Source organism: Cobetia sp. L2A1, assembly GCF_009796845.1.
In the GTDB taxonomy this organism is placed as follows: Bacteria; Pseudomonadota; Gammaproteobacteria; order Pseudomonadales; family Halomonadaceae; genus Cobetia.
Genome location: NZ_CP047025.1, coordinates 1,537,769 through 1,562,964 on the forward strand (window position 1 = coordinate 1,537,769; position 25,196 = coordinate 1,562,964).

Sequence of the window (25,196 nt, forward strand, 5' to 3'; positions counted from 1 at the left end):
CTCTGGCAGCGGACGTTTTGCATCCAGTCAATACTGGACGCCGCCATGTCTTTCAAGGAGTTCCGATGCGAGTCTTGTTGGTCGAAGATGATCCTCTACTGGGTGAGGGCGTAAGCCACACCTTGAGCCGTGAAGGCATGAGCAGTGAGTGGCTCAAGGAGGGCGGTAACGTCTTGTCATCACTCAAGCATTCCAGCTTCGACGTACTGGTACTGGATCTTGGTTTGCCAGATATGGATGGTATCGAGGTGCTTAATGCACTGCGCCGGCAGGGGCAGACGCTGCCGGTACTGATTCTGACCGCTCGTGATGACATCAGTGATCGTGTACGAGGTCTCGATAACGGTGCCGATGACTATCTGGTAAAGCCTTTTGATATTGCCGAGTTAGTTGCACGATTGCGGGCACTGGTGCGACGTCATGCCGGCCAGGTCAGCGGTAGCCTGCAATTGGGTCCTCTGAGTATTGACCAGGCAGGCCGCACGGTGACGTTATCTGGCACCGAGATATCTTTGGGACGTCGTGAGTTCGATCTACTTGAGTTCCTTCTGCTACATCCCAGTCGCGTCTTCAGTCGTGATCAGCTTGTGGAACAACTTTATGGATGGGATGGCGATGTCGAGAGCAACGTCATCGAGGTGCATGTACATCATTTGCGTCGCAAGTTTGGCGCAGGAGTGGTCAAGACCGTGCGTGGTGTTGGGTATCGATTGGGTGAATTATCGTGAAGTCGATTCGTAATTTTTTACGGCGAAGTCTGATTGGCGGTGTCGTGATTGTGCTGGGGACAGCCGGTGCGTGGAGTTATTACGATGCCCATGAGCAGATCGATGAGCTATTTGATGCTGAGCTTGCCCAGAATGCACGCATGGTGGGCAAACTGTACCAGTCTCGGCTTTCTGCACTGGACGTAGAATCACGACAGGAATTGCTTCAGGAATTGACGGGAGGGGGGTTCCGGCTCAGCCCTCCTTCGCTCAACTTCCCTGACGGTCATGAGAAATCGCCACTGGGGCATGTCTATGAAGATAAGCTTATTTTCCAGATGTGGGATCCGCTGGGTCAGCCTTTGTTGGGGTTAGGCGTACAAGGAGTACAACTGACATACATGCCGGTGCCTGGCTATGGCATGCAGCATAGTGATCACTTTGATTGGCACACTTTCACGCTGTATTTTCCGGATACCGGTGTGTGGGTGACCGCGGCACAGCGTGATGATGTCCGGGATGAGCTAACGGGACAGATTGCGTTGCACAATGTGCTCGCATTGATTGTGGGTTTGTTCGTGATTGCGCTGATGATTGGCGTCGCGGTATCGCGCGGATTTCGCCCTGTACTGCGTATCAGTCGCCAGATCACCGCACGCCAGCCAGGTTATCTTGAGCCACTGGACGTACGCGAAGCCCCCGAGGAAATACGCGGTATGGTCGATGCACTCAATGGCTTGCTGGTCCGATTGGCAGATACCCTCGACAAGGAGCGGCGCTTTACCGCCAATGCCGCGCATGAGTTAAGAACACCGCTGGCCGGTATCAAGGTACATGCGCAAAATCTTGAAGCCGACGCGACTGATGAACCCGCTCGACGTGCAGCACGCATGATCGTGGATGGTGTGAACCGTATGACGCGTATGGTCGAGCAGTTGCTGACGCTTTCACGTCTCGAGAGTGGTGCTGAGGTACAGCGGGTCAAGGTCGACCTTGAACATTTGGCCCATGAGCTGGAGCGTGAACTTGAGCATCTGGCGCAGCAGCGTGGGGTCTCGCTGCTATTGAATGTCGCGTCAGGCGCTACCTTGTTCAGTCATGAAAACGGCATCTATGTTCTGCTGCGTAATCTTCTCGACAATGCGTTGCGTTATACGCCAGAGGGTGGGCAGGTACAGCTTGTCATTCGCGTGGGTGACTCTGGTACTCAGGGGAAGGAGAGACTTGTGATAATGGAAGTCTCTGATACTGGTCCGGGGATTCCGTTGCGTGAGCGAGAGCGTGTCTTCGATCGATTCGTACGTCTGGCAGGTCAGAAGACACAGGGCTCGGGTCTTGGACTCTCGATTGTCCGAGAGCTGGCAGAGCGCCTTGGCGCAGAGCTGACGTTAAGTGAAAGCCCGCTAGGTAACGTGCAGGCGCCTGGGGTGTTGGCACGTATCCGCTTTGGTTAAGTAGTCGGCTTTATAGGTGGCGTCACCTGAATGTGTCTTTATCGTTGCATGCCATGTCTCAAGCCTTTCCTGTCCTGCATGGGGCCGCTGTGTGCATGGGCTCAGGGAAACGTCATGTCGGGCAACTTGCCAACAAGGCGATGGTCGGGTGGCGAAGATGGCTTTATTAGCGCTATCTTCACTAATTATGTTGCACGGCAGCATGACACCACTACCTGTCAGGAGATCCGCATGAGTGAACATCAGACTCCCCCAGCTCGCGTTGCTCTTATCACCGGTGCCGCTAGTGGTATAGGCGCCGCTATCATGGAAGCATTCTGTCAGGCAGGCTACAAGGTGCTGGCAGTTGATTTCAGTGATGAAGGTGCCAGTGTCGCCGACAAGGCAGGCGCCGCCTTCTTCAAGGCAGACCTTACCGACGCCGAGCAATGTCGCGGCGCCGTGGCAGAGGCCGTTTCGCGCTTTGGCCGTCTGGATATCCTGGTCAACAATGCCGGTATCCAGCATGTCGAACGCATCAAGGACTTCCCGGAAGCCAAGTGGAACCAGATCATCTCGTTGATGCTGACCGCGCCGTTTATGCTCATTCAGGCAGCGTGGCCGCATATGGAGAAGAATGGCTACGGACGTATCGTCAACATGGCCTCCATACACGCGCATGTAGCCTCACCGGGCAAAGCTGCTTATGTGAGTGCCAAGCATGGTCTGATGGGGTTGACCAAGACAGCTGGACTTGAAGGTGGTGAAAGCGGTATCACCGCGAACGCCATCTGTCCGGCTTATGTGCGTACGCCACTCGTAGACAAGCAGATCGCCGAGCAGGCCAAGCTGAATGACATGCCGGAAGAGGAAGTTGTCGAAAAGATCATGCTCAAGGGCGCGGCCATCAAGCACATGATTGACCCCTCGGAAGTGGCTGATATGGCATTGTGGTTAGCCTCAGAAAAGGCCGGTTCGGTGACAGGTTCCAGTTTCAATATGGACTTGGGTTGGATTGCTCAGTAATCAGTGACGCACCCCTTGGCAGTACGCTAGCACCGAGTCGCTATACTCAAAGCCCTCGCTCATCCTCGCAGAGATCTTCTTGCAAGGTGAACGAGGGCTTTTTCATGCAGTACTGTTTGTTATGAATGACTGTTCTTCATCAGCGATCATCTTTCATTTACAACGGCTTTGTAAGGAATCCGCCATGACATACCCTTCATCCCAGTCCATATCTCCCCACGCGTCGACCACGTCACCAAGCCAGGCTTCAGGCTCAGTGCCTGGTGGATTACCACTGGTACGGGATAGCCAGTTACGCCTTGAAGATGGGGTGGCGGTGCTGACGCTGACACGTCATGACGTGCGCAATGCCTTGACCGGTACTGCATTGGTTGAAGACCTGCTATTGGTTGCAGACTGGGTGAATGATTGTGACGCCGTGGGTGCATTGGTGATTACGGGTGAAGGCAGTGCGTTTTCTGCTGGCGGGAATGTACAGGATATGGCGCAACGGCGTGGCGACTTTGCAGGAGATGCCGCAGAGGTGGCAGCGCGCTATCGGCGTGGTATTCAGCGTATGCCGCGTGCTGTGCTGGGTATCGAGGTGCCAGTGATCGCAGCCGTCAATGGTCCCGCCATTGGGGCAGGATTCGACCTTGCGAACATGTGCGATATTCGGCTAGCGAGCGAGCGCGCGCGTTTCGGTGAAACCTTCTTGAATCTGGGCTTGATTCCCGGTGATGGCGGTGCATGGTTGTTACAACGTTTGATTGGCTATCAGCGCGCCTGCGAGCTGACCTTCAGCGGCCGGATCGTTGACGCCCAAGAGGCGCGAGCGTTAGGGATTGTGCTGGAGGTTCATGAGGCTGATACGCTGATGTTTCACGCGATGGCAATGGCCCGGCAGATGGCAGGTCAGCCACGTTTGGCAACGCGGCTGACCAAGCGGCTCATGCACAGAGCGCCTGACATGGCACTCGATGACTTTCTCGATCTCTGCGCCAGTTTTCAGGGCCAGTGCCATCAAGACCCGGAACATCACACCGCAGTGGCGGCATTGCTCGCCAAGATGAAGGGCTAGTCCCGGGCAGTATCGTTTCAGACAGCGCCAGCGGTCAGCGCTTGACTGGCCGCTTCTGCAGCTTGCGCTGCAAGGTACGGCGATGCATGCCGAGGGCACGTGCGGTAGAAGAGATATTACCGTCGTGCTCGTTGAGTACCTTCTGAATATGCTCCCAGGTTAGGCGATTCACTGACGGCGGATTGTCAGAGATCTCGGTACTGGGGTCACCGCTCTCACGGGTAAATGCGCTGAGAATCTCATCAGCATCAGCCGGCTTGCACATGTAGTTCACTGCGCCGAGCTTGATGGCTTCCACGGCCGTGGCAATGCTCGAATAGCCGGTTAGCACCACAATACGCACGTCGGGGAGCAGGGCGATCAGTTCTGGCAATAGCTTGAGGCCGGAGCTTTGCTCAAGCTTCAGATCCAGCGTAATCAGTTCAGGACGGTGGCTACGGGCCACACTGAGAGCCTGGGCCTCGTCACGGGCAACTTCAACATCGTATCCGCGGCGGGTCATGGCGCGTGCCGTTACTTGGCAAAAGAATTCATCATCATCGATGATCAGCAGTCGGATTGCATCACTCATCAGAGTTCTCACTTGGGCGGTCTTTGCCGCCATCATGTCAGATGAAGGGGGAGGCGGACTTCAGTCAAGGTGCCGCCATCTTCATGATTGTACAGACTGACACCACCACCAAAACGATTGATGGTGGCGTGGGTCAGGAACAGGCCGATGCCCATGCCCTTTGATTTGGTAGAGATAAAGGTCTCGCCTAACTGGTCGGCAACCGCCATCGGTACACCAGCGCCGTGATCGCGAATATCGATGATGACCTCCTGTATGCGGCGCTCCAGCGTGATCTCGATATCATCCGGGCAGGCATCTGCAGCGTTGTTGAGCAGGTTCATCAATGCTTGTTCAAGTGTGGTATCGACCAGAATCTGTGCCTGCTCTCCGCCGGGGCTTACCTCGACACTGTGCTGAACGTCCGGGCGCACTACCAGCCAGCGCTGAACTATTGCTTCAAGCCATTCGGCAGCATTGATGGGCTGCGGCTTTTCCATGCGTCGGCGATCTGCGGCGGCCACCATGGCCTGCAAACGCTGCTTGCAGGTATCGACCTGGCTGCGAAGTAGCGCGAGATCCTCGTCTAGCTGCGGATCATTCTTTCCTTTGGCATCTTCGCGCATCTCACTCAATAGCACGGCCATGGTCGATAGCGGTGTGCCCAGCTCATGGGCCGTGCCGGCAGCCTGACTCGCAACAGCCAATACTTGCTCACTCCGTAGCGCTGCCTCACGAGTCGTCGACAAGGCATGATCCCGCGTGCGCAGTGCATGCGCCATCTTGTAGATGAAGTAGGTAACCAGGGTGGCCGATAGACCGAAGTTCAACCACATGCCGATGACATGCAGGCTGATGCGCCCGCCCAGTTCATAAGTGGCCAGTTGCGGCACCGGCTCGTAGAACACCATCAGGAAGCTGTAACAACACATGCCGACGGCAGCGATGATCCACGCGTAACGCCACGGCAATGTTGCGGCGGCCATGGTCACCGGCACGAGATAGTAGGGCACGAAGGGGTTGGTCGAGCCGCCAGTATGAAAGAACAGCATTGTCAGTCCGGCAATGTCCACCAACAGGTGCAGCAGGTTCTCGGTATCAGTGACGGGATGCGACTGTCCCAACCGCCACCAACTGGCGACATTGACCAGTCCCATGGCGATGATGATCGAGATGACGGGTAGCACATTGAGCTGGAAGCCGATGATCTCGATCCCGAAGATGATCAGGATGAGAAAGCCAGTCCAGGTAATGCCGCGGGCAATCGTCAGCCGTATGAGGTTACGGTGCGGTGTAGAGAGCGGCGGGGGTAACGGCTGATTCATGACGGCTCCTGCAATGAATGCGGCCATGATAGTGAATCAGGCCCACAAAGTGCAGCCCTGACGGCTGGTTAGCGCAATTTCTACGTTTCGAGGCGCGCCGCGACGTGCGAGAGCGTACTTTATGTCCGGCGATATCAGCCTTCAATGAGTCCCGAGTGGAAAGGTATGACGATAAAGGGAGTCATCATTATCAGGTGATGTTGCCATGCCGTGGAGCATGGACTGGGGCGCTGCAGCGCGCTCACTTCTCGCATCAGATAAAGGGGCGCTCAAAGGTGTGACAGAGTTTGCTGGGCAGTGTGGCCTTGGGATGCATGGTAGTTCCTGACCTCGAAGCTCTACATTTCTTATACCATAATTGTACTAAGCATGTCTGTCAGCCTTGAAATCGATCCAGTTGACGTTCCAGTGACTGCATCGTTGTCAGTAGATCGCGGTATTGGCGTGCATCCAGCGCGGCCAGCAGTTCATCCTCGAAATGACGGGCCTCGGGAATCAGTTGTCCTACCATCTCCTCTCCCTCTGGCGTCAGGTGGAGCAATTGCGCGCGCTGATCATGTTCACTAGGGCGACGCAGGACGAGATCACGGGTTTCAAGTGCCTTGATGGCGCGCGAGACACGCACCTTGTCCATATGAGTTCGCTGACTGATCTCCCTGGCGGTCATCGCTTGACCACGACTCAGCCAGGCCAGTACGCGCCACTCGGCGACATTGATGGCAAAGCGGGCTCCATAGCGAGCAAAGAGAGCTTCACTCGTGCGTTCAGCCAGCTGATTTAGTCGGTAGGGAAGAAACTGGTCCAGATCAAGCCCGCGCGCAGTGTCACTTTGTGTGTCATCGAAAGATGTCATTGAAGGTGCCTCCAGTAGCGCACATGAATATTGGATGATGGATCATGGCAGCGGTGAATCGCCAAGTTACGAATGTTACCACTGCGCAGCAGGAGTGAGACCAAAGGGCTAGCCAATGTTGGGTTGTCGGGCGTGAGACGCACGCATATAGTTTCAATTGAAACAATATGCGTGCACGAAAGACGGAGGAAGTTATTCATGGGCGATCGGGGTGACAGCAGACAACACTCAGCAAAGCTTCGTTATCACAGCGGATTTCGCAATCATGTCTCCAGTGAAGCCTTGCCTGGTGCCTTGCCACTCGGTCAGAACTCGCCTCAGCGCTGTGCTTACGGCCTCTATGCGGAGCAGCTAAGTGGCTCGGCCTTTACCGCTCCTCGTAGTCATAACCTGCGCAGTTGGCTGTATCGCATTCGGCCCTCGGTCGTGCAGGGAGCCTATCGCCCTCTGGAGATGCCACGCGTGGCGACGGCGCCGCTCAAGGATATCAGTCCGAATCCTAATCCCATGCGTTGGGATCCCATGCCGATGGCGGATGATGACGGCGACTTTCTCGAGGGGCTGACCACATTGGCCGTCAATGGTGATGCTCAGACGCAGACGGGATGTGGGACACATCTCTACGCCTTCACGCGCAGCATGCGGCAGCGCTTTTTCTGCAATGCCGATGGTGAACTGTTGATCGTACCGCAGCAGGGAAGCCTGGAAGTGCGTAGCGAAATGGGACTGTTGCATGTCGCCAGCGGGGAAATTGTCGTGATCCCGCGTGGCATCAAGTTTCAGCTCAATCCGCTCGATGGGCACGAGGATGACGAGCAGGAGGCAGGTAGGCAGAAAGACGACACCAAGGAATGGCCAGGAAGCGTATCCCGCGCTGTCTGTCGGGGTTATATGGCCGAAAATTATGGCGCCCCGCTGGAACTCCCTTCATTGGGGCCTATCGGTGCTAACGGCCTGGCCAATTCGCGTGATTTTATGACGCCCACCGCCTGGTATGAGGACCGTGATGGCGATCATGAACTGGTAACCAAGTTTGCAGGGGGATTCTGGGTGGCGACGCTCGATCACTCGCCGCTGGATGTCGTTGCCTGGCACGGCAATTACGCCCCTTACAAATACGACCTGGCGACCTTCAATGCGATCAATACCGTCAGCTTCGATCATCCGGATCCGTCGATCTTTACGGTGCTGACTTCACCATCAGATACGACTGGCGTCGCCAATCTCGATTTCGTGATCTTTCCGCCACGTTGGATGGTCGCCGAGAACACCTTCCGCCCGCCATATTTTCACCGCAATCTGATGAGTGAGCTGATGGGATTGATTCATGGTGAATATGACGCCAAGCGAGAAGGGTTTAGCCCCGGCAGTGCCAGTCTGCATAACGCCATGACACCGCATGGTCCGGATGCCGCGACCTTCGCTGCCGCAAGTCAGGCAGATCTTGCGCCGCAATATCAGGGCAACACGCTCGCCTTCATGTTCGAGAGCCGCTATCTGTTTCAGGTGACGCCTCACGCCCTCAAGGCCGAGTTCAGACAACAGGAATATGGCGCTGTGTGGCGAGGATTGGAATCTCACTTCACGCCTCACACACGCTGATATCGCGCTCAGACACCCTCATTCGATGATGATTATCACAAGGAAACTGTCATGAAATTTGCTACCTATCATTCCGGCTCGCGCGATGGCGAATTGCTGTTGGTCGCGCGTGACCTGAGCCATGCCGTACGCGTCAGTGATATCGCGCCAACTCTGCAGTTTCTGCTGGACGACTGGCAGAACAAGGCACCAGCGCTTGAAGAGCGTTATGCCCGTTTGAACGCTGGAACGCTGGAAGAGGCTTTTACGCTGGAGATGGCCACACTGCATTCGCCGCTGCCGCGTAGCTATCAGTGGGCGGATGGTTCGGCCTATCTCAACCATGTCCAACTGGTGCGTCAAGCGCGCAATGCCGAGATGCCACAGACTTTCTGGCAAGACCCGCTGATGTATCAAGGTGGCAGTGACAGCTTTCTTCCGCCGACCGCTGACATCGTATGTGTCAGTGAATCGCATGGCATCGATTTTGAAGGCGAGATTGCCGTCATCACGGATGACGTGCCGATGCATGTTGATCCTGAGGCTGCCGCTAGCCATATTCGCCTGCTGATGCTGGTCAACGATGTCAGTCTGCGCGGTCTCATACCGGGAGAACTTGCCAAGGGCTTTGGCTTCTTCCAGGCCAAGCCCTCTTCCAGCTTCTCGCCGATCGCGGTGACGCCTGATGAGCTGGGAGACGCCTGGCGGGAAGGGCGGGTACATCTACCGCTGACGGTGCATCTCAATGGGGAGAAATTCGGTGAGCCTGAATCGGGCCCGGACATGGTCTTCAACTTCCCGCAGCTGGTGGCGCATGCTGCGATGACGCGTCCGCTGGGGGCGGGTGCCATCATCGGCTCTGGTACGGTCTCCAATCCGGGCAAGGACGGCGGCCCTGGCAAGCCCGTCAAAGAAGGTGGTGTAGGCTATAGCTGTCTGGCAGAAGTGCGCATGGTCGAGAAGATTCTCTTTGACGAGATTCGCACGCCCTTCATGTGCTTTGGGGATAGAGTGCGTATCGAGATGTTTGGACATGACGGCCACAGCATTTTCGGCGCCATCGATCAGCAGGTCGTTGCGCTTGAGTGACATGGCATCTCTCAGACAGTGAGTGCGCACTGGCGTTAGGTTTTGTACGAAAAGTCATTTTTGATAATGTGGCCCATGCACATCCAGCATAGGTGCGGTATGGCAGGACGTTACGAAATCTCTGATAGCCAATGGCAGTTGATCGAAGACATTGTGTCACCAGCTCAAGCGATGGGCAGGCCCAGGAAAGACGATAGACAGATGTTGAACGGCATCTTTTGGGCTCTATGCTCTGGCGCCAAGTGGCGCGACCTTCCCGAACGTTATGGCCCTTGGAGCACTGTCTACGCCAGGTTCCGCCAATGGCGTGATGACGGTACCTTTGAGGCGGTCTTGTCGCGCCTTCAACTTCGGCTTCGCGAAGATGGCCTAATGGATCTCGAGACCTGGATGATCGACTCAACAGCCGTTCGTGCAACACGCGCCTCCGCTGGTGGAGGCAAAAAGGGGGATCTGAAGAACCCTTAGACCATGCAATGGGCCGGAGTCGTGGAGGCATCACGACCAAAATTCATTTGATCTGTGATCGCCTTGGCTGGCCCATCGCTTTCACACTGTCGGGAGGGCAAGAGTCGGATACCCGGTACTTCATGCCCACCCTGGAAAAAGTTTATCTACCGGGGAGTCTTGGTCGGCCACGAAAACGTTGCCGCTACATCGTGGCAGACAAGGGCTATGACAGTGATGAGTTGCGCCGTTACTGCGACCGCGTTCGAATCAAGCCGATCATCGCTCAACGAAGGATCAAGCGAAAACCCCGTCCAGGTCTCCCACGGGGTTTTGATAAACCTATGTACCGTCAGCGCAATATCGTGGAGCGTTCTTTCAGTTGGCTGAAAGAGTTTCGTCGTATTGCGACGCGATATGAAAAGCTGGCCCGTAGCTTTTATGCGATGGTATGCGTAGCTTGCATACGCCGCTGCCTACGAGCCGACTTTTCGTACAGAACCTAAGATATCCATGGGAGATGATTCGACTTCACCTCACAGATCATCAACCGCCCTCGACCAATGACTGAACCCACAGGGAGTCCACCATGAGTACGTTGAGTCTTCACGGCTATTATCGTTCATCCACCAGCTATCGGGTGCGCATTGCGTTGGCACTCAAGGGGCTGGAAGCGGAGCAAGTACCGATCAACCTACTCAAGGAGGAGGTGCGCGGCGACGCCTATCTGGCCCTCAACCCCCAAGGATTGGTGCCGACGCTGATCGTTGTGGATGACGATAGCCCAGAGGGTAGCCTGCCGGGTGTGGTGACCCAGTCGCTGGCCATCATGGAATATCTGGAAGAGCGTTGGCCGACGCCGGCCTTGCTTCCCGATGATCCGCTGGCGCGTGCGCATGTGCGCTCACTGTGCCTGTTCATGGCGTGCGAGATGCACCCGCTCAATGCGCCAAGAGTGCTCAAGTATCTGACAGGAGAGATCGGTGTAGATGAGGCCCAGAAATTGGCCTGGTACCGTCATTGGGTTGCTGAGGGCTTCTCTCGGTTGGAGATATTGCTCACCGCTTCTGCTGGTCGTTTCTGTGTCGGTGATACGCCGGGCATGGCAGATGCCTGCCTGATGCCACAGATTCACAATGCGCGTCGCTTTGAATGCGATCTAAGTGCTTATCCCTGTATCTTGCGGATCGAGGCGGCGTGTCAGCAGGAGGAAGCCTTCAGGCTGGCGCATCCTTCACAACAGGCTGATGCACCTCATCAATAGAACACCATTCTCCGTCACCCTCTGCTGGTGTCTGCGGGGTGTGCATTTATCGCCTGGCCCTCCCTTCACACGATATAAAACGTACAAGACCCCGTATAGAAACGAGGCCTTGTACATCTGTCTATCGCTGGGTTTATCCAGTGTGGCGTTCAATCCGCTGAAAGGTAACTATCCGCAACGCTTGCTTGAGCAGCAACTGGAGGCGGGGCTGGCTGGCTTCGTCTCCATCAAAGCCTCCTCGCTTGAATAACCACTGTCGACGCTAGAAGACGTGTCGTGTTGCTCAGTCATCGTTGGGCCGGGAGTCGCCGCAGCTGCGTCTGATGTCTGCTGCTTTACGGCACGCATCTCAGTACGTGCATCTCCCATGACCTGCCAGGCAGATTGCAGGAACAGTAGCGCAATGGCAGCGCCTAGCAGCACATCCGGCCAGCGTGAACCTGTCCACCCGACGAGAATGGCTGCCACGAAGACAGCGGCATTGGCCATGATGTCATTGCGTGAGCACAGCCAGGTGGAGCGCATGTTCAGGTCATCCGACTTGAAGCGCCACAGCATCGCGAAGCAGACGAGATTGACGGCCAGTGCCAATAGCGCGAAAGCCCCCATGCCGTGTGCCGCTGGCGCTACGCCATCGAATGCCTGGAATCCCGCCTCGATCATCACGATGGCGCCGAGTGCCAGCATCATCACGCCCTTGACCATCGCGCTCATGGCCCGAGCACGCAGGCTGCGATGGAGGACGTACAGGGTCAATGCATAAACACTTGCATCACCGAACATGTCCAGTGAGTCGCCCAGCAGCGCTGTCGAGCCCAGCCACCAGGCCGCCGTGAATTCGACGAAGAACATGCTGCCATTCAATGCCAGCAGGATTTTCAGGACCTTTGCCTGTGACGCGCGTAGTTGCATCAACTCATCAGTCTTGCTTTCGCAACAGCTTTTCATAGGGTGTCTTGGCCTCCTTCAGAATTGCTGTCAGCATGGGGGTTATAGCTACTATAAGGTCAAGTGTTCACCGTACTGATATGGTAGACGGGAGCGATACCGTGGAGAGAAGTGATGAGAAAAGACGTTCCGGATAGCAATGCCACACCGCCCGCTGACCACGTGATGACCATCGGGCAGCTGGCGGAGCGTGCCCAGGTGAAGTCAGTGACCATCCGCTACTACGAGAAACAGGGGTTGTTGTCACCCGCGCGACGCAACGGCAGCGGCTATCGCGAATATGGAAGTGCTCAGCTCAAGCGACTGACCTTCATCCGCCGCAGTCGTCGGTTGGGTTTTACACTGGAGGACATTCGCGCCTTGCTGGGGCTGGCGGATCAACACGCACTGTCATGTGATCAGCTGGATGCGCGCATCGAGAATCAGCTGGCGCAGGTGCGCGAGCGACAGCGCGATCTGGCGGCCATGGAGGCGGAGTTGGTACGCCTCACCTCCTGTTGTGCGGGCGGTATCATCTCCCAGTGCCGTATTGTCGAAGCGCTATCACATGCTCCCGCCTCGCCCACGTGAATCACTGAGCAAGGCTATCGCCCCTGTTGCCCAGCCTCGCCAGCCGCTACAATGCCCGCCATTCGTTTTGTTCTGCTATTCACCACACAGTGTGCACGGCGTGCCCTCACGTCGAGCCGGATACCTTTCAGCCCATGTCAGATTCCCAGATTGCCAAGGCGGCCGACATTCGCCGTACGTTCGCCATCATCTCTCACCCCGATGCCGGTAAGACCACCATTACCGAGAAGCTGTTGCTGTTCGGGAATGCCATCCAGATGGCAGGGTCGGTCAAGAGCAAGCGTGCTGATCGCCATGCGACATCCGATTGGATGAAGATGGAGCAAGAGCGCGGTATTTCTGTCACGACCTCCGTGATGCAGTTCCCCTATAAGGGCCGCATGGTCAATTTGCTGGATACACCAGGGCACGAGGATTTCTCGGAAGATACCTATCGTACGTTGACAGCAGTGGATTCGGCGCTGATGGTTATCGATGGTGCAAAAGGTGTCGAGGAACGTACGGTCAAGCTGATGGAGGTCTGTCGTCTTCGTACCACGCCGATCTTGACCTTCATCAACAAGATGGACCGTGAGACACGTGATCCGATCGAAGTGATGGACGAAGTCGAGACAGTCCTGAATATCCAGTGTGCGCCAATGACCTGGCCGATTGGTGTCGGTAAAGGCTTCAAGGGCGTCTACCATTTCTATACTGATGAGATTCATCTCTACAAGCAGGGGCAGGGTAGTCGCATCCCTGATGATGTTCGCATCAAGGGCCTTGCAAGTCCGGAAGCCATCAAGGTGCTGGGCGAAGACCTCGTCGAAGAGCTGAGCATGGAAGTGGAACTGGTGCGGGGCGCCTCGCACAAGTTCGATCTGGATGCTTATCGTCGTGGTGACTTGACGCCGGTCTACTTTGGTACCGCGATGGGCAATTTTGGTGTGCGCGAGATGCTTGATGGTTTCGTTGAATACGCGCCGCCGCCCCAGCCGCGTGATACCGATACTCGTGAGGTGACCGCTCACGACGGGCGCTTTACCGGTTTCGTCTTCAAGATTCAGGCGAACATGGACCCGAAGCATCGCGACCGCGTGGCCTTCCTGCGAGTCTGTTCAGGCAAGTACGAGAAGAACATGAAGATGCGCCATGTGCGTATCAACAAGGACGTCAAGATCCCTGATGCGCTGACCTTCATGGCCGCTGATCGCTCTCACGTCGAAGAAGCCTGGCCGGGTGACATCATCGGGTTGCACAACCACGGTACGATCCAGATCGGCGATACCTTCACGGTGGGTGAAGACATGCGCTTCACGGGTATTCCTCACTTCGCACCGGAACTCTTCAAGCGTGTGCGTCTGAAGGATCCCCTCAAGATGAAGGCGTTGCAGAAGGGTCTTCAACAGCTGTCTGAAGAGGGCGCGACTCAGGTCTTCCAGCCCTTCGATAACAATGATCTGATCGTGGGTGCAGTAGGGACTCTGCAGTTCGATGTTGTCGCGCATCGCCTGAAGGAAGAGTACAAGGTTGAGTGCATGTACGAGGCGGTCAATGTAAAAACAGCGCGATGGATCTACTGTGATGACATCAAGATGCTTGAAGACTTCAAGCGTAAAGCCAGTACTAACCTTGCTTACGATGGTGGTGGTTGTCTGACGTACATCGCACCGACACGGGTCAATCTTCAATTGACCCAAGAGCGCTGGCCGGACATCACCTTCCTCGCCACACGCGAGCACTGATTGCGCTATCGGTTGCTGACATAAAAAACGCCACCCTTCGAGGTGGCGTTTTTTATGTCATAACAATCTCCGGTTACTTAGCGTTTACCTTGTAAACCTTTTGGGAGGGCAATGCTCGCCATACTGCCACCGCTGGCATAATCGTCACGGGTGAATCCAGTTACGGTTACGTGCCAGCCCCAATCATGCCCTCGGATATGCTGCAGAAAGGGCAGCGCCTTATTGATAATGGAGACAACAAATGGCTGGTTTCATGCAGGAATTCCGTGATTTCGCGGTCAAGGGTAATGTTGTCGATATGGCAGTAGGTATCATTATCGGGGGCGCCTTCACCCTTATTGTCAAAAGTCTTGTGGGTGACTTGCTCAATCCATTGATTGGCTTGTTGATCGGAGAGGTGGACTTCGCCAATTTCTTCGTTGTACTCAAGGAGGGAGCGGCAGCAGGGCCCTATGCAAGTCTTGATGCCGCCAAGGAGGCCGGCGCTGTCACGCTAAACTATGGCCTGTTCATCAATGCCATCATCAGCTTTGCGTTGGTAGCATTGGCTGTTTTCGTGTTGATTCGTCAGATCAACAAGTTGAAGAAAGAGGCCGAGGCAGAGCCAGAAGAAGTGACTGACAAGGATTGCCCTTACTGCTTGTCCAAAGTGCCACTTGCCGCAACACGCTGTGGGCACTGTACGTCCGAGATCACATCCTTGACGCCTGTCGAAGTGGCTTGATATAGCCTGTTTCAGGGATGGCATATGTACCGTCATTACTGTGATCAGTACTTGGCAATACGATTCTTGCTATTTGAGTCTGTGATATCGCGTGAGCGGAGGCAGCAACAAAAAAACCGGCCATAATGGCCGGTTTTTTTGTTGCAACGATAAGCCAATCCGTGACCTTGCACATATGGTGCTTCATCATGTGCGAGATAGCCGCCCGGAGAGCGTTCATGCTGATTGATAGTCACTGCCATCTGGATTTTGCTGTCTTTGACGGCGATCGAACACAGGTGCTGGCGCGCGCGATCGCCGCTGGTGTTGGTACTTTCCTCGTGCCCGCGACAACGGCAGCAAGTTTTGAGAAGGTACAGGCACTTTCACGAGCGAACGTTCAGGTACATGCTGCACTAGGACTTCATCCCTATTTCATGTCTGAGCATGATGACGGCGCTTTAGCAGTGCTCCGTGATGCGCTGATTGACAATTCTCAGGTGGTGGCAGTAGGAGAGTGCGGCTTTGATGCACGGCTGCCTGACCCACAACAGCAATGGGAATTGTTTGATGCACAGCTCGCGATAGCAAAAGAGTTTTCGCTACCGGTCATCGTACATTGCGTGCGTGCCAATGATGAGGTGGCCAAGCACCTACGTGAGGCTCGTCTGCCACGTGGGGGTATCATTCATGCGTTTGCTGGTAGCCAAGTGCAGGCTGAGCGCTTCCTCGCGCTAGGGTTTGTGCTAGGACTGGGAGGCAGTGTGACCTATCCCCGTGCGCAGAAGCTGCGTCATGTCGTTACTCAATTGCCAGATGACGGCTTTGTCCTCGAGACGGATAGTCCGGATATGCCATTGAGTGGTTATCAAGGACAAAGAAATGAGCCAGCGAGAATGGTACAGGTAGCGGAGGTGGTGGCTGAGCTGCGCGGAGTCCCTGTGCAGCATGTCGGGGAACTAACAACGACGAATGTTCGGCATGTTCTTCAACTCAGCGCCTGATCTAGACTGGTAACAGTGGCTAAGAAACGCATGCCACATTGCCCAGGAGGTCGCGTAATCATCGGTAAAGCAATGTTTCGTTCTTCAGTGTCTGATCCATCCTCTCGTGCGCTACACCACGAGACGCTTACTGCTTTTGATAATGAAACGCTTTCCGATAATCCTCGCTATCGGTTCCTGCTGATTCCCCTACTGTTGATAGCATTGATATCAGCGGTTGGCTGGTTGTCCGTTAGCCAGGTAAATCAACTACGTGATCATGATCGCCTGGCTGCCACACAGCGACTGACGCTATGGGTCGATACCCAGCAACGTATGCTAAGAGGGCAATTACGAGAGCATGCATATTGGGAAGAAGCCGTCGAAGAAATGCTGCGTTTGCCTGTCCCTGACAAGGCGTGGCTCGATTATATGTATGGGCCCGAGTTCGCGATCAACACGGATATTCATCTGATGGGTATCGTCCGTGGAAATGGCCGTGTGGCTGCGTGGAGTGAGCACGACGCCGATTCATCCAGGCAATGGCTAACCGAGCAGCCAGGAAGCTGGAGGCAGGCAATTTCAGGCTTGTTGGCAAGGGCCTGGGATGCCCCTACGGTGCCTCAGATCGCTTGGCTACAAGTGAATGGACAGTCTTGGTTGGTCGGAGTGCAGGGGCTTTATGGCGATGAAGACGCGCTGCCAGCGCGTAATAAACAAGGCTTGCTGGTGTTTGGTATTCCGATGACGGATGCAGTGCTCGATGAGCAGGCAGTCGTCCTCGGTTTGAATGGTCTGAAAGTCGTCAGTAATCAATTATCAGAGCCAGCCGTTGCTGACCGGGTCTGCATGCCGCTGCCTCAGGTGCTTGACCAGGATGGGCCGCACAACAGTTCTCGAGCTTGCTGGCGAGATGAAAGCCGAGGCGTAGAGCTGCTGTTGAATCTTGGTGGGCCGTTAGCGGCACTATTGCTCGTCATTTTACTGGCTGTCATCGGGGCGTGCTGCATGATCTGGCGCGATAATCTGCGCCGCAATAGAAGTCGTGCCAAAGATGTGCATTGTGCTGCTCAGCTCGATTTGCATCATCAATTCAATGAACAGTTTCTGACGGTACCCTACGAGACGCACAATCAGGAACATGCCAAGGCGACACTCTCGCAATATCTGCGTCGCGTGCGCGAGATGGTCGGTGCGGAAGTTATCATCTACCGACGGGAGGTGGGGAATCCGAGTGCGGGCTATCTGATTCTTCAAAGCCACGACGAGCGTGAATGGCTAAGTGAGGCATCGTTAAAGCGTGACCCTCTCTGGCGTTTGCCCGCCGGGGCAATTCGAATCAATAACCCTGAATTCCTGACGAAGGGCATTGAGGATCGTGCATCGCTGCTTTGTCAGCGTTTGGGGGCGAGTCAGTTGTTGGGCTTTTCAGTCTCACCGCATCCAGGCCGAAGCGAGCTATTGTTGATCGCGAGCCGCGGTAACGTCCTTGACGAAGCCGCACTGATGCCGGTATTGGACAGAACGCTGAATACACTGGTCATTCGTGGGTTAGAGCAGGAAAGAATATTGCTGCAGCATCAATTGTTACAGGAGCGGGAAATTGATGCCGATACGGGACTATTGAGCCGTGAAGGCATGTTGCGACTGATCAAGATGCGTATCGACCAGCTTGGTGATGTTTCGCCGATGGATGGCTTTGTACTGATGGCTATTCGTATTGGTGGTCTTCAGGAGCTTTACGAGCACGAAGGGGCAAGCCTTGGAAACTATCAGTTAGAACTGGCGCAGAAGCGCATTGTCTCGCTACTGGGCAATACTGGGCATATGGCGCGCTTGGAAACGGATCGTTTGCTGATCATGGTTCAGCGTCGTTTGCTGGAGGCAACTCGTGGCGGTATCAGCGGTTGGCTGGATAGTTTGTTGAGTGCTGTTCGCTATAAGGTCACGTTAGATAAAGAGGCGATCTATCTGCATGCGAGCCTTGGCATCAGTCGCTATCCCGAAGATGGCCAGCAGATGGATGCCTTAGTGTATCGAAGTGAACGTGCGCTTCATGACACCTTGCAGCTCAAAAGAGAATGGCATTTCTTTAATGAGGAAGCCGGACGCGAAGTACGCCGCCTCAAGCAGCTGGAAGCCGAGTTCATTGTGGGTCTTAGGGAAGGGCAATTGCGCCTCCATCTTCAGCCGATCGTGGATGGTTGTGATGGGACACTCATGCTTTCCGAGGTATTGGTTCGTTGGCAGCATCCCGATCGTGGTTTGATGGGATCAGCGGATTTCTTGCCAATCGTCGAATCGGCGAGGCTCGATGTAGCGCTGGGTCGCTGGGTGCTCAAGGAAAGTATTGCGACCTTGATTAGGGTACATGAAGCTGGTCATGCGCTGCATTTGAGTGTCAATGTTACCGTGCGGCATATGATGGACAAGCGTTTCTTGTCTGATCTGGACTGGCTATTCCGCCATCCTGAACTGTGCCAACAATTGACATTGGAACTGGTGGAAAGCCAGCTACCTGATGACATACAGACACTGGCGATACTGTTCCAGACAATACGCGGCCACGGTGTGGCATTGGCGCTGGATGATTTTGGCACTGGCTATTCATCGCTGTCCCAACTTCAGAGTTTACCGTTTGATAAACTCAAGATTGATCGGCAGTTTGTAATTGGTCTGGGCGAGGGTTCCAATCAGGGGCGTGCCATGATTGACGCCATGATGGGATTGGCGGAAGCCTTTCAGCTATCGGTAGTTGCAGAGGGGATAGAAACACCGGAACAGCGGGCAGCTTTGATCGCTCACGGATGTACACTGCATCAAGGGTATCTTTATTCTCGTCCAGTACCAGCACAAGAGCTTATTGAGCACCTAATGGCGGGTGACCATTGGTTGCCGGCATCACTGCCCACATTGGATTCTCTCTGACAAGACCCGGTGAGTCTTTACCGTTGTCTTTCAACGCCCCTCATCAATGTCTCCAATACCCCCGCTCACTATCTGTTGGACGGGGGTATTGTGGTATCTGAAAGAGGACTGAAAGAAGGCTCTTCTGGCTGGAGAGGGTGTGCCTTAGTCCTTGAGGCGCTCCGGGTCGCGTCGCTCGACTTCGTAGGGAAGGGTTACGCGAGTCAATGGCTGCTGTGTCTCAAGCTTCAAGGTGGCATTTTCATCGCGCAAGCTAACGACAGCTAGTACTTCCAAGGCGCCGTCGGGCGTATGGGCAGCGGTCAATACTTCACCCAATGCCTTGTCATTGCCATCCATTACCTTGGTGCCAGCGGTAGGCAGAGTCATTTCTTGACGATAGGTCAAGCGCATCAAACGCTTCTTTACCTGGCCACGAAAATGCGCGCGTGCTACCACCTCCTGTCCGGTATAGCAGCCCTTCTTGAAACTGATGGCAGCCAGTGCCTCGAGATTGAGCATTTGCGGCAACCAGCTATCCATCTGTATAGACGTAACCCATTGCAGTCCCGCGCAGATATCCCCCAACGTCCAGCTTCTGCTATCAGCAGGCGTAACTCCGGCTTCAAGTAGTCGTTGCGTTATCTCAGCCACCTGTGTCTCGTTACCTATCAGTACTGCGCGTGGCTCTGCTTGAGCAGGCTGCCGAGCCAGTACGATGCTGTCTTTGGTCAGCATGGCAAAGTCGTGTGATGCCAGCATCTGCTCGCCATCGACGAGGTTTGCAGCTGATAACAATGCGTCTACACCGCTGATCCCGATGACCTTCAGTGTGTCGGATACCTCGAGTGTTACCTTGTAGAAGGGAGCAAACTTCGCCAGGTGAGCACGAAGAGGCTCGGCGGTGCCGGTTGGCATCAACATCCAGAGTCTTTCTGGGGTCACACGTATCAGCTGGGCCATCCCCAGAATCCGCCCCTTGGGCGTACAAAAGGCGGTCAAGGGAGCAAGACTGCCATCCACCAGTGTCAGCTGCTGGGACGTCTGGCCTTGGAGAAAGCGTTCACCATCCTTTCCGCTGACCTCAAGTATCTCGAATGTCTCTAGCGGTGCAAGATAGTGGCTATCACATACGAGGGTCTCCAGTGTCAGACTGCCGTCGTCAGCAGAGTGATAGCCGTGTTGCTGCATCAAGGCTTTGAGCGTATTCATGAACAAGCATCCTGTTGCGAGGTAGGCGAGGTGTCAGCCTGTCGCCGACATTCCTGATGACAGCATTGTCACGCGCCAGCTGCCGACTGTCAGCCCCTGTCGTCCATGAGCCCTATATTCTCTATGCGAGGACTTATGCCGGCTCTGTCCCACGAACATAACCGTGCTACCCTTGGCGGCTGCAATGCGTCTCGGCGCGCTCATTTCTCCGCATGACAGGAACTACACGATGGCCAGTTTTTCCCTGACGTTGATCGGCGTCGAAAGTGTCAACGACGTTAACAAGGTCACCACGGCGCTAATGATGATGGATGGCGTCAAGGAAGCCGAAGTCGGGCGCGGATTTGCTGAGGTTGATGGTCAGGTGCGCTATGAGGCTGTGGTCAAGGTGGTAGAGAAGGCGGGCTACAAGGTCAAGTGATCCGGTCAGCCCCTTGCGTGTAATAACGACAGGGAAGATAACGCATGAGCATCGAGGTAATTACTCGTCAGTCAGGAAGTTTCGTTCAGCGCGTCAAGGTCGGAAGCTTCGATGAGTTGTTGGTAGATATTCCTGCGGTGGTCGGGGGCGACGACAGTGCCCCTGATCCTCATGACTACTTTGACCTGTCGCTAGGTGCCTGCAAGTCGATCACCGTGTTGATGTACGCACGGCGAAAGGCACTGCCGCTGGCGAAAATCATGACGACCGTGGATCGTGATGACAGCGACGAGCGGCGGGGCGAGTATCGCCTCACTGTTAGCATGCAGTTCATCGCCGAGCCCGGCAGCAAGCTCGATGAGGCGACGCGGGCACGCTTGCTCGAGATATCGGAGCGTTGTCCGATTCATCGTCTGATGACCAGTAGTCAGGTTTCGGTAGTGAGTCGAGAGGCTAGCATTGATGCCTGATAAGGCTCGCGTGGCGAGTCGCCAGTTGAATAGCGCCATGACCGCCACCATTGAGAACGCATGAGCAAACCATTTCGCATCGAGTCCAAGTTCAAGCCTGCCGGTGATCAGCCAGCAGCCATCGAGAAGCTGATTACTGGCCTTGAAGCTGGTTTGGCGCATCAGACGCTGCTGGGGGTGACCGGCTCGGGCAAGACATTCACGGTCGCCAATGTCGTGGAGCGCCTGCAGCGTCCCACTATCGTCATGGCACCCAACAAGACGTTGGCGGCTCAGCTGTACGGTGAGTTCAAGGCATTTTTCCCCGACAACGCCATCGAATACTTCGTCTCCTATTACGATTACTACCAGCCAGAAGCCTACGTCGCCTCCTCGGATACCTTCATCGAGAAGGATGCCTCGATCAATGATCATATCGAGCAGATGCGGCTGTCAGCGACCAAGGCACTTCTGGAGCGGCGCGATGCGCTGATCGTCGTGTCCGTCTCGGCCATCTACGGCTTGGGTGATCCTGAGCAGTATTTGAAGATGCGTCTGCACTTCAATCGTGGCGAGCAGATTGATCAGCGTGCCTTCCTGCGTCGATTGGCGGAGCTTCAATACACGCGTAACGACATGGATTTCCGGCGCGGCACCTATCGTGTGCGGGGCGATGTCATTGATGTCTTCCCTGCAGACTCTGAAGAGCAGGCGGTGCGGGTAGAGTTGTTTGATGATGAAATTGACTCTATCCGGCTGTTTGATCCGCTGACAGGAGAGGTCAGCGAGTCGGTGCCGCGGATGACTATCTATCCCAAGAGTCACTATGTCACGCCTCGCGAGACCATCGTGGCCGCGATAGACCACATCAAGGCCGAGCTAGTCGAGCGCCTCGCGTATTTGCGAAAGAACGACAAGCTGGTCGAAGCGCAGCGGCTCGAGCAACGCACCCTCTATGACATCGAAATGATGATGGAGCTGGGCTACTGCAATGGTATTGAAAACTACTCCCGCTATCTTTCAGGGCGTGATCCGGGTCAGGCGCCACCGACTTTCTTTGATTACCTGCCGAAAGACGCATTGGTTTTCATTGATGAGTCTCACGTCAGCGTGCCGCAGGTAGGGGGCATGTATCGCGGCGACCGTTCGCGCAAGGAAACCCTCGTTGAATATGGCTTCCGTCTGCCGTCGGCGCTTGATAACCGACCGATGAAATTCGAGGAATGGGAAAGTATTCTTCCGCAGGCTGTCTTCGTCTCTGCAACACCGGGGGCGTATGAAGCAGAGCATACGGGGCAGGTCGTTGAGCAGGTGGTGCGACCTACAGGACTGTTGGATCCGGTTATCGAGGTACGTTCGGCTTCTACTCAAGTCGACGATGTACTGTCCGAGATTCGTGCCCGGGTTGAGGTCGGCGAACGCGTATTGATCACGACACTTACCAAGCGTATGTCTGAAGACTTGACCGAATATCTGGGTGAGCATGATGTGCGTGTTCGCTATCTGCACTCTGATATCGATACTGTGGAACGTGTCGAGATCATTCGCGATTTGCGCTTGGGCAAGTTCGATGTGCTGGTTGGTATCAACCTGCTGCGTGAAGGGTTGGATATTCCCGAGGTCTCGCTTGTCGCCATTCTCGATGCCGATAAAGAAGGCTTCCTGCGTTCGGAACGTTCACTGATCCAGACCATCGGTCGCGCAGCACGTAATGCCAACGGTAAGGCGATTCTTTACGGTAATCGCATCACCGACTCCATGCAGCGCGCTATCGCCGAGACAGAACGCCGCCGTGAGAAGCAGACCGAATTCAATGCAGAACATGGTATTACGCCGCGCACCATTACCAAGTCGGTCGCCGATATCATGGAAGGTGCGCAAGCACCGGGACGTAAAAGCAGCCGTCGCAAGAATAATGAGCGCCAGGTTGCCGAAGAAACGCCTGACTATGCGGCGCTGGCAGCACAGGGACCGAAGGCGCTGGAAAAAGAAATCAGTCGCCTCGAGGATGGTATGTACGCTGCCGCCAAGAATCTCGAGTTCGAGACAGCAGGGAGGCTGCGTGATCAGATCAATGATGTACGCAATCGTCTGATCGCACTCGGCTAGCCAGCTACCCTGTCAGTACAGCTGCCACGTCAGTACTGTTATCGCCCGATACGGCATTGCCGTATCGGGCGATTGTCTTCCCCCCCGCCCGATGTATAGCGTCATGCACGTCCGCGAGGCTTGATGTCGTGTTATCACGTCATTCATGGTGAGGTGAATGATTGCAGTGCCTACCACCTTGGCCGCAAACACACGCCCTTGAGCGATGCGACATCATGGTGCAATTTCGGAGATAAACTCTTTTATTTAGCTAGTTCCATTATGCAAACACTGGATTATCTTTATATCGCCACAGATTACTTTGTCAAAAATGCCAAAGTAGGGATTTAGTCTGTTGGTGACTCGTTGAATGCACGCATAATCTGTCAAACGGCCGCTTTACATGCGTATTCCCTGCTGCCAATAATGATGTCAGGGCATTCCTGTGTGTGATGCTGTGCTTTACCTCGGCAGCGTCAGGTCCACTGACTCTGTGGTTGATGGCCAGTGCTTCACTCGGGACATCCAGGCGTCATCAGAACGCATCTGCCAGGTCTGCCAGACTCGCAGTACAACAATAATCGGGAACAGGAATATCTATCATGATGCGCAGGTCACTTCTCGTCCTGGGGATCGCCGCGGCGATCTCGACCCAGGCTCAGGCAGACATCACTATCGCGATGGCAGGTCCGGTTACCGGCCCGGTGGCACAGTATGGTGACATGCAGTTCACTGGTGCCGAGATGGCCATCGAGCGAATCAATGCCGCCGGTGGTGTTAATGGTGAGATGCTCAAAGGCGTCAAGTATGATGATGCCTGCGATCCGAAACAGGCTGTGGCAGTTGCCAACCAGATCGTCAACGACGGTATTCAGTATGTCGTGGGTCATCTGTGTTCCAGCGCTACACAGCCGGCATCTGACATCTATGCCGAGGAAGGCGTAATGATGATCACGGCAGCCTCTACCAGCCCGACCATCACCGAGCAGGGCTATGAGCTGGTCTTCCGCACCATTGGCCTGGATTCGCTGCAAGGGCCGGTCGCGGGTCGTTATATCGCCAATACCATCCAGCCAAAGCACATGGCCATCATTCACGACAAGCAGCAGTACGGTGAGGGTATTGCAACGGGTGTGCGCGAAACCGTCAAGGAAGCTGGCATCGATGTTGTGCTCTTTGAAGGCATCACTGCGGGTGACAAGGACTTCTCGGCACTGATCTCCAAGCTCAAGAAAGAGAATGTCGATTTCGTCTACTACGGTGGCTACCACCCGGAGTTGGGATTGTTGCTGCGTCAGTCACGTGAGCTGGGCTTTGATGCTCCGTTCATGGGGCCAGAAGGCGTAGGTAATCCGGACATTTCCAAGATCGCGGGTCAGGCGTCCGAAGGGTTATACGTGACCCTGCCGCCGGCCTTCGAGAATGACCCCAAGAACGCTGATCTGGTCGCGGCCTTCAAAGCCAAGAAGCAAGATCCATCGGGTCCATTCGTGATGCCGGCGTATACCGCCGTTGAACTGATCGCGGAAGGCATCAAGGGAGCGGATTCTACAGACCCTGAAGATGTGGCCGAGTACCTCAAGGCCAATAGTTTTGATACGCCTATCGGCAAGGTCGAATACGACGAGAAGGGTGACCTGAAGGACTTTAGCTTCGTGGTCTACAACTGGCATGCTGACGGCACGAAGAGCGAAGCTGCCCAGTAATCCACCTTCCTGCCCTCGTCCGGCCCACTGCGCTGTGACGAGGGTACTCTATTCGGTCGAGTCAGCGACGATGCAAGATCGTCGTGTCTTCCCGTTTTCGCCGTATACACGGCTTACCCCTGACAGCCAACGGCCACAAGCCCGCCACTG

Annotated in this window: 22 protein-coding genes; 17 read left to right on the plus strand and 5 right to left on the minus strand. The window is 55.1% G+C overall.

Translation table 11 applies throughout. The features are described 5' to 3' along the window. Window positions 1-65: 65 nt before the first annotated feature. The 4 genes from GQR90_RS06670 (at window position 66) to GQR90_RS06685 (ending at window position 4,226) form a co-directional block, all read left to right on the plus strand. Window positions 66-728, plus strand: a complete 663-nt coding sequence (locus GQR90_RS06670) for a response regulator (RefSeq protein ID WP_158773412.1) — start codon at window positions 66-68, stop codon at window positions 726-728. Further along, entirely contained in the window at window positions 725-2,161 is a 1,437-nt protein-coding gene (locus GQR90_RS06675) for an ATP-binding protein (RefSeq protein ID WP_158773413.1), read from the plus strand. Before GQR90_RS06670 ends, GQR90_RS06675 begins: the two co-directional genes overlap by 4 nt. 231 nt (window positions 2,162-2,392) lie before the next feature. Then, complete coding sequence (locus GQR90_RS06680) at window positions 2,393-3,166, plus strand: 3-hydroxybutyrate dehydrogenase (RefSeq protein ID WP_158773414.1); 774 nt, start codon at window positions 2,393-2,395, stop codon at window positions 3,164-3,166. A gap of 184 nt (window positions 3,167-3,350) precedes the next feature. Further along, complete coding sequence (locus GQR90_RS06685; RefSeq protein WP_158773415.1) at window positions 3,351-4,226, plus strand: enoyl-CoA hydratase-related protein; 876 nt, start codon at window positions 3,351-3,353, stop codon at window positions 4,224-4,226. A 34-nt stretch (window positions 4,227-4,260) separates the two neighbouring features. On the opposite strand, the gene GQR90_RS06690 is transcribed toward GQR90_RS06685, so the two are convergent. The 3 genes from GQR90_RS06690 to GQR90_RS06700 form a co-directional block, all read right to left on the minus strand. Then, a complete protein-coding gene (locus GQR90_RS06690; protein WP_158773416.1) occupies window positions 4,261-4,797 on the minus strand; it encodes a response regulator transcription factor in 537 nt (178 codons plus the stop codon). Window positions 4,798-4,829: 32 nt separating this feature from the next. Next, a complete protein-coding gene (locus tag GQR90_RS06695) occupies window positions 4,830-6,101 on the minus strand; it encodes an ATP-binding protein (RefSeq protein ID WP_158773417.1) in 1,272 nt (423 codons plus the stop codon). Window positions 6,102-6,477: 376 nt separating this feature from the next. Next, window positions 6,478-6,954, minus strand: a complete 477-nt coding sequence (locus GQR90_RS06700; RefSeq protein ID WP_158773418.1) for a MarR family winged helix-turn-helix transcriptional regulator — start codon at window positions 6,952-6,954, stop codon at window positions 6,478-6,480. A gap of 198 nt (window positions 6,955-7,152) precedes the next feature. Here GQR90_RS06700 and GQR90_RS06705 point away from each other — a divergent pair, with 198 nt between their 5' ends. The 4 genes from GQR90_RS06705 (at window position 7,153) to maiA (ending at window position 11,335) form a co-directional block, all read left to right on the plus strand. Beyond that, complete coding sequence (locus GQR90_RS06705; protein WP_158773419.1) at window positions 7,153-8,556, plus strand: homogentisate 1,2-dioxygenase; 1,404 nt, start codon at window positions 7,153-7,155, stop codon at window positions 8,554-8,556. 51 nt (window positions 8,557-8,607) lie between these two features. Beyond that, window positions 8,608-9,624, plus strand: a complete 1,017-nt coding sequence (locus tag GQR90_RS06710) for a fumarylacetoacetate hydrolase family protein (RefSeq protein ID WP_158773420.1) — start codon at window positions 8,608-8,610, stop codon at window positions 9,622-9,624. A gap of 99 nt (window positions 9,625-9,723) precedes the next feature. Continuing rightward, a protein-coding gene (locus tag GQR90_RS06715; protein ID WP_158773421.1) for an IS5 family transposase occupies window positions 9,724-10,577 on the plus strand; the annotation gives its coding sequence in 2 pieces (ribosomal slippage) (window positions 9,724-10,066 and window positions 10,066-10,577; 855 coding nt in all). Between the two features lie 83 nt (window positions 10,578-10,660). Further along, the gene (maiA, locus tag GQR90_RS06720; protein ID WP_158773422.1) at window positions 10,661-11,335 is read left to right on the plus strand and encodes a maleylacetoacetate isomerase; all 675 of its coding nucleotides are present in this window, start codon (window positions 10,661-10,663) and stop codon (window positions 11,333-11,335) included. A 168-nt stretch (window positions 11,336-11,503) separates the two neighbouring features. Here the strand turns inward: maiA and GQR90_RS06725 are convergent, their stop codons facing one another. Continuing rightward, on the minus strand, window positions 11,504-12,247 hold the full coding sequence (locus tag GQR90_RS06725) for a cation transporter (RefSeq protein WP_199269483.1): 744 nt from the start codon (window positions 12,245-12,247) through the stop codon (window positions 11,504-11,506). A 150-nt stretch (window positions 12,248-12,397) separates the two neighbouring features. Between GQR90_RS06725 and GQR90_RS06730 the strand changes: the two genes are divergently transcribed. From GQR90_RS06730 to GQR90_RS06750, 5 genes are all read left to right on the plus strand, one after another. Further along, window positions 12,398-12,853, plus strand: coding sequence for a MerR family transcriptional regulator (locus GQR90_RS06730; protein ID WP_233266464.1), 456 nt, complete (start codon window positions 12,398-12,400; stop codon window positions 12,851-12,853). A 134-nt stretch (window positions 12,854-12,987) separates the two neighbouring features. Further along, window positions 12,988-14,577 (plus strand): peptide chain release factor 3, encoded by a 1,590-nt coding sequence (locus GQR90_RS06735; protein ID WP_158773424.1) that lies wholly within the window; start codon window positions 12,988-12,990, stop codon window positions 14,575-14,577. Window positions 14,578-14,818: 241 nt separating this feature from the next. Then, complete coding sequence (gene mscL / locus GQR90_RS06740) at window positions 14,819-15,301, plus strand: large conductance mechanosensitive channel protein MscL (RefSeq protein WP_158773425.1); 483 nt, start codon at window positions 14,819-14,821, stop codon at window positions 15,299-15,301. A 218-nt stretch (window positions 15,302-15,519) separates the two neighbouring features. Continuing rightward, on the plus strand, window positions 15,520-16,284 hold the full coding sequence (locus GQR90_RS06745) for a TatD family hydrolase (RefSeq protein WP_158773426.1): 765 nt from the start codon (window positions 15,520-15,522) through the stop codon (window positions 16,282-16,284). Between the two features lie 15 nt (window positions 16,285-16,299). Continuing rightward, window positions 16,300-19,191, plus strand: a complete 2,892-nt coding sequence (locus GQR90_RS06750; RefSeq protein ID WP_158773427.1) for an EAL domain-containing protein — start codon at window positions 16,300-16,302, stop codon at window positions 19,189-19,191. Window positions 19,192-19,335: 144 nt separating this feature from the next. Here the strand turns inward: GQR90_RS06750 and ygfZ are convergent, their stop codons facing one another. Then, window positions 19,336-20,382, minus strand: a complete 1,047-nt coding sequence (gene ygfZ, locus GQR90_RS06755; protein ID WP_158773428.1) for a CAF17-like 4Fe-4S cluster assembly/insertion protein YgfZ — start codon at window positions 20,380-20,382, stop codon at window positions 19,336-19,338. A gap of 229 nt (window positions 20,383-20,611) precedes the next feature. Here ygfZ and GQR90_RS06760 point away from each other — a divergent pair, with 229 nt between their 5' ends. The 4 genes from GQR90_RS06760 to GQR90_RS06775 all read left to right on the plus strand — a co-directional run bounded on the left by GQR90_RS06760 (window position 20,612) and on the right by GQR90_RS06775 (window position 25,046). Next, a complete protein-coding gene (locus GQR90_RS06760; RefSeq protein WP_024951980.1) occupies window positions 20,612-20,803 on the plus strand; it encodes a hypothetical protein in 192 nt (63 codons plus the stop codon). A gap of 44 nt (window positions 20,804-20,847) precedes the next feature. Continuing rightward, the gene (locus tag GQR90_RS06765; protein ID WP_158773429.1) at window positions 20,848-21,273 is read left to right on the plus strand and encodes an OsmC family protein; all 426 of its coding nucleotides are present in this window, start codon (window positions 20,848-20,850) and stop codon (window positions 21,271-21,273) included. Between the two features lie 60 nt (window positions 21,274-21,333). Further along, window positions 21,334-23,361 (plus strand): excinuclease ABC subunit UvrB, encoded by a 2,028-nt coding sequence (gene uvrB / locus GQR90_RS06770; protein WP_158773430.1) that lies wholly within the window; start codon window positions 21,334-21,336, stop codon window positions 23,359-23,361. Between the two features lie 584 nt (window positions 23,362-23,945). After that, a complete protein-coding gene (locus GQR90_RS06775) occupies window positions 23,946-25,046 on the plus strand; it encodes a branched-chain amino acid ABC transporter substrate-binding protein (RefSeq protein WP_325064300.1) in 1,101 nt (366 codons plus the stop codon). The last annotated feature ends 150 nt before the right edge of the window (window positions 25,047-25,196 follow it).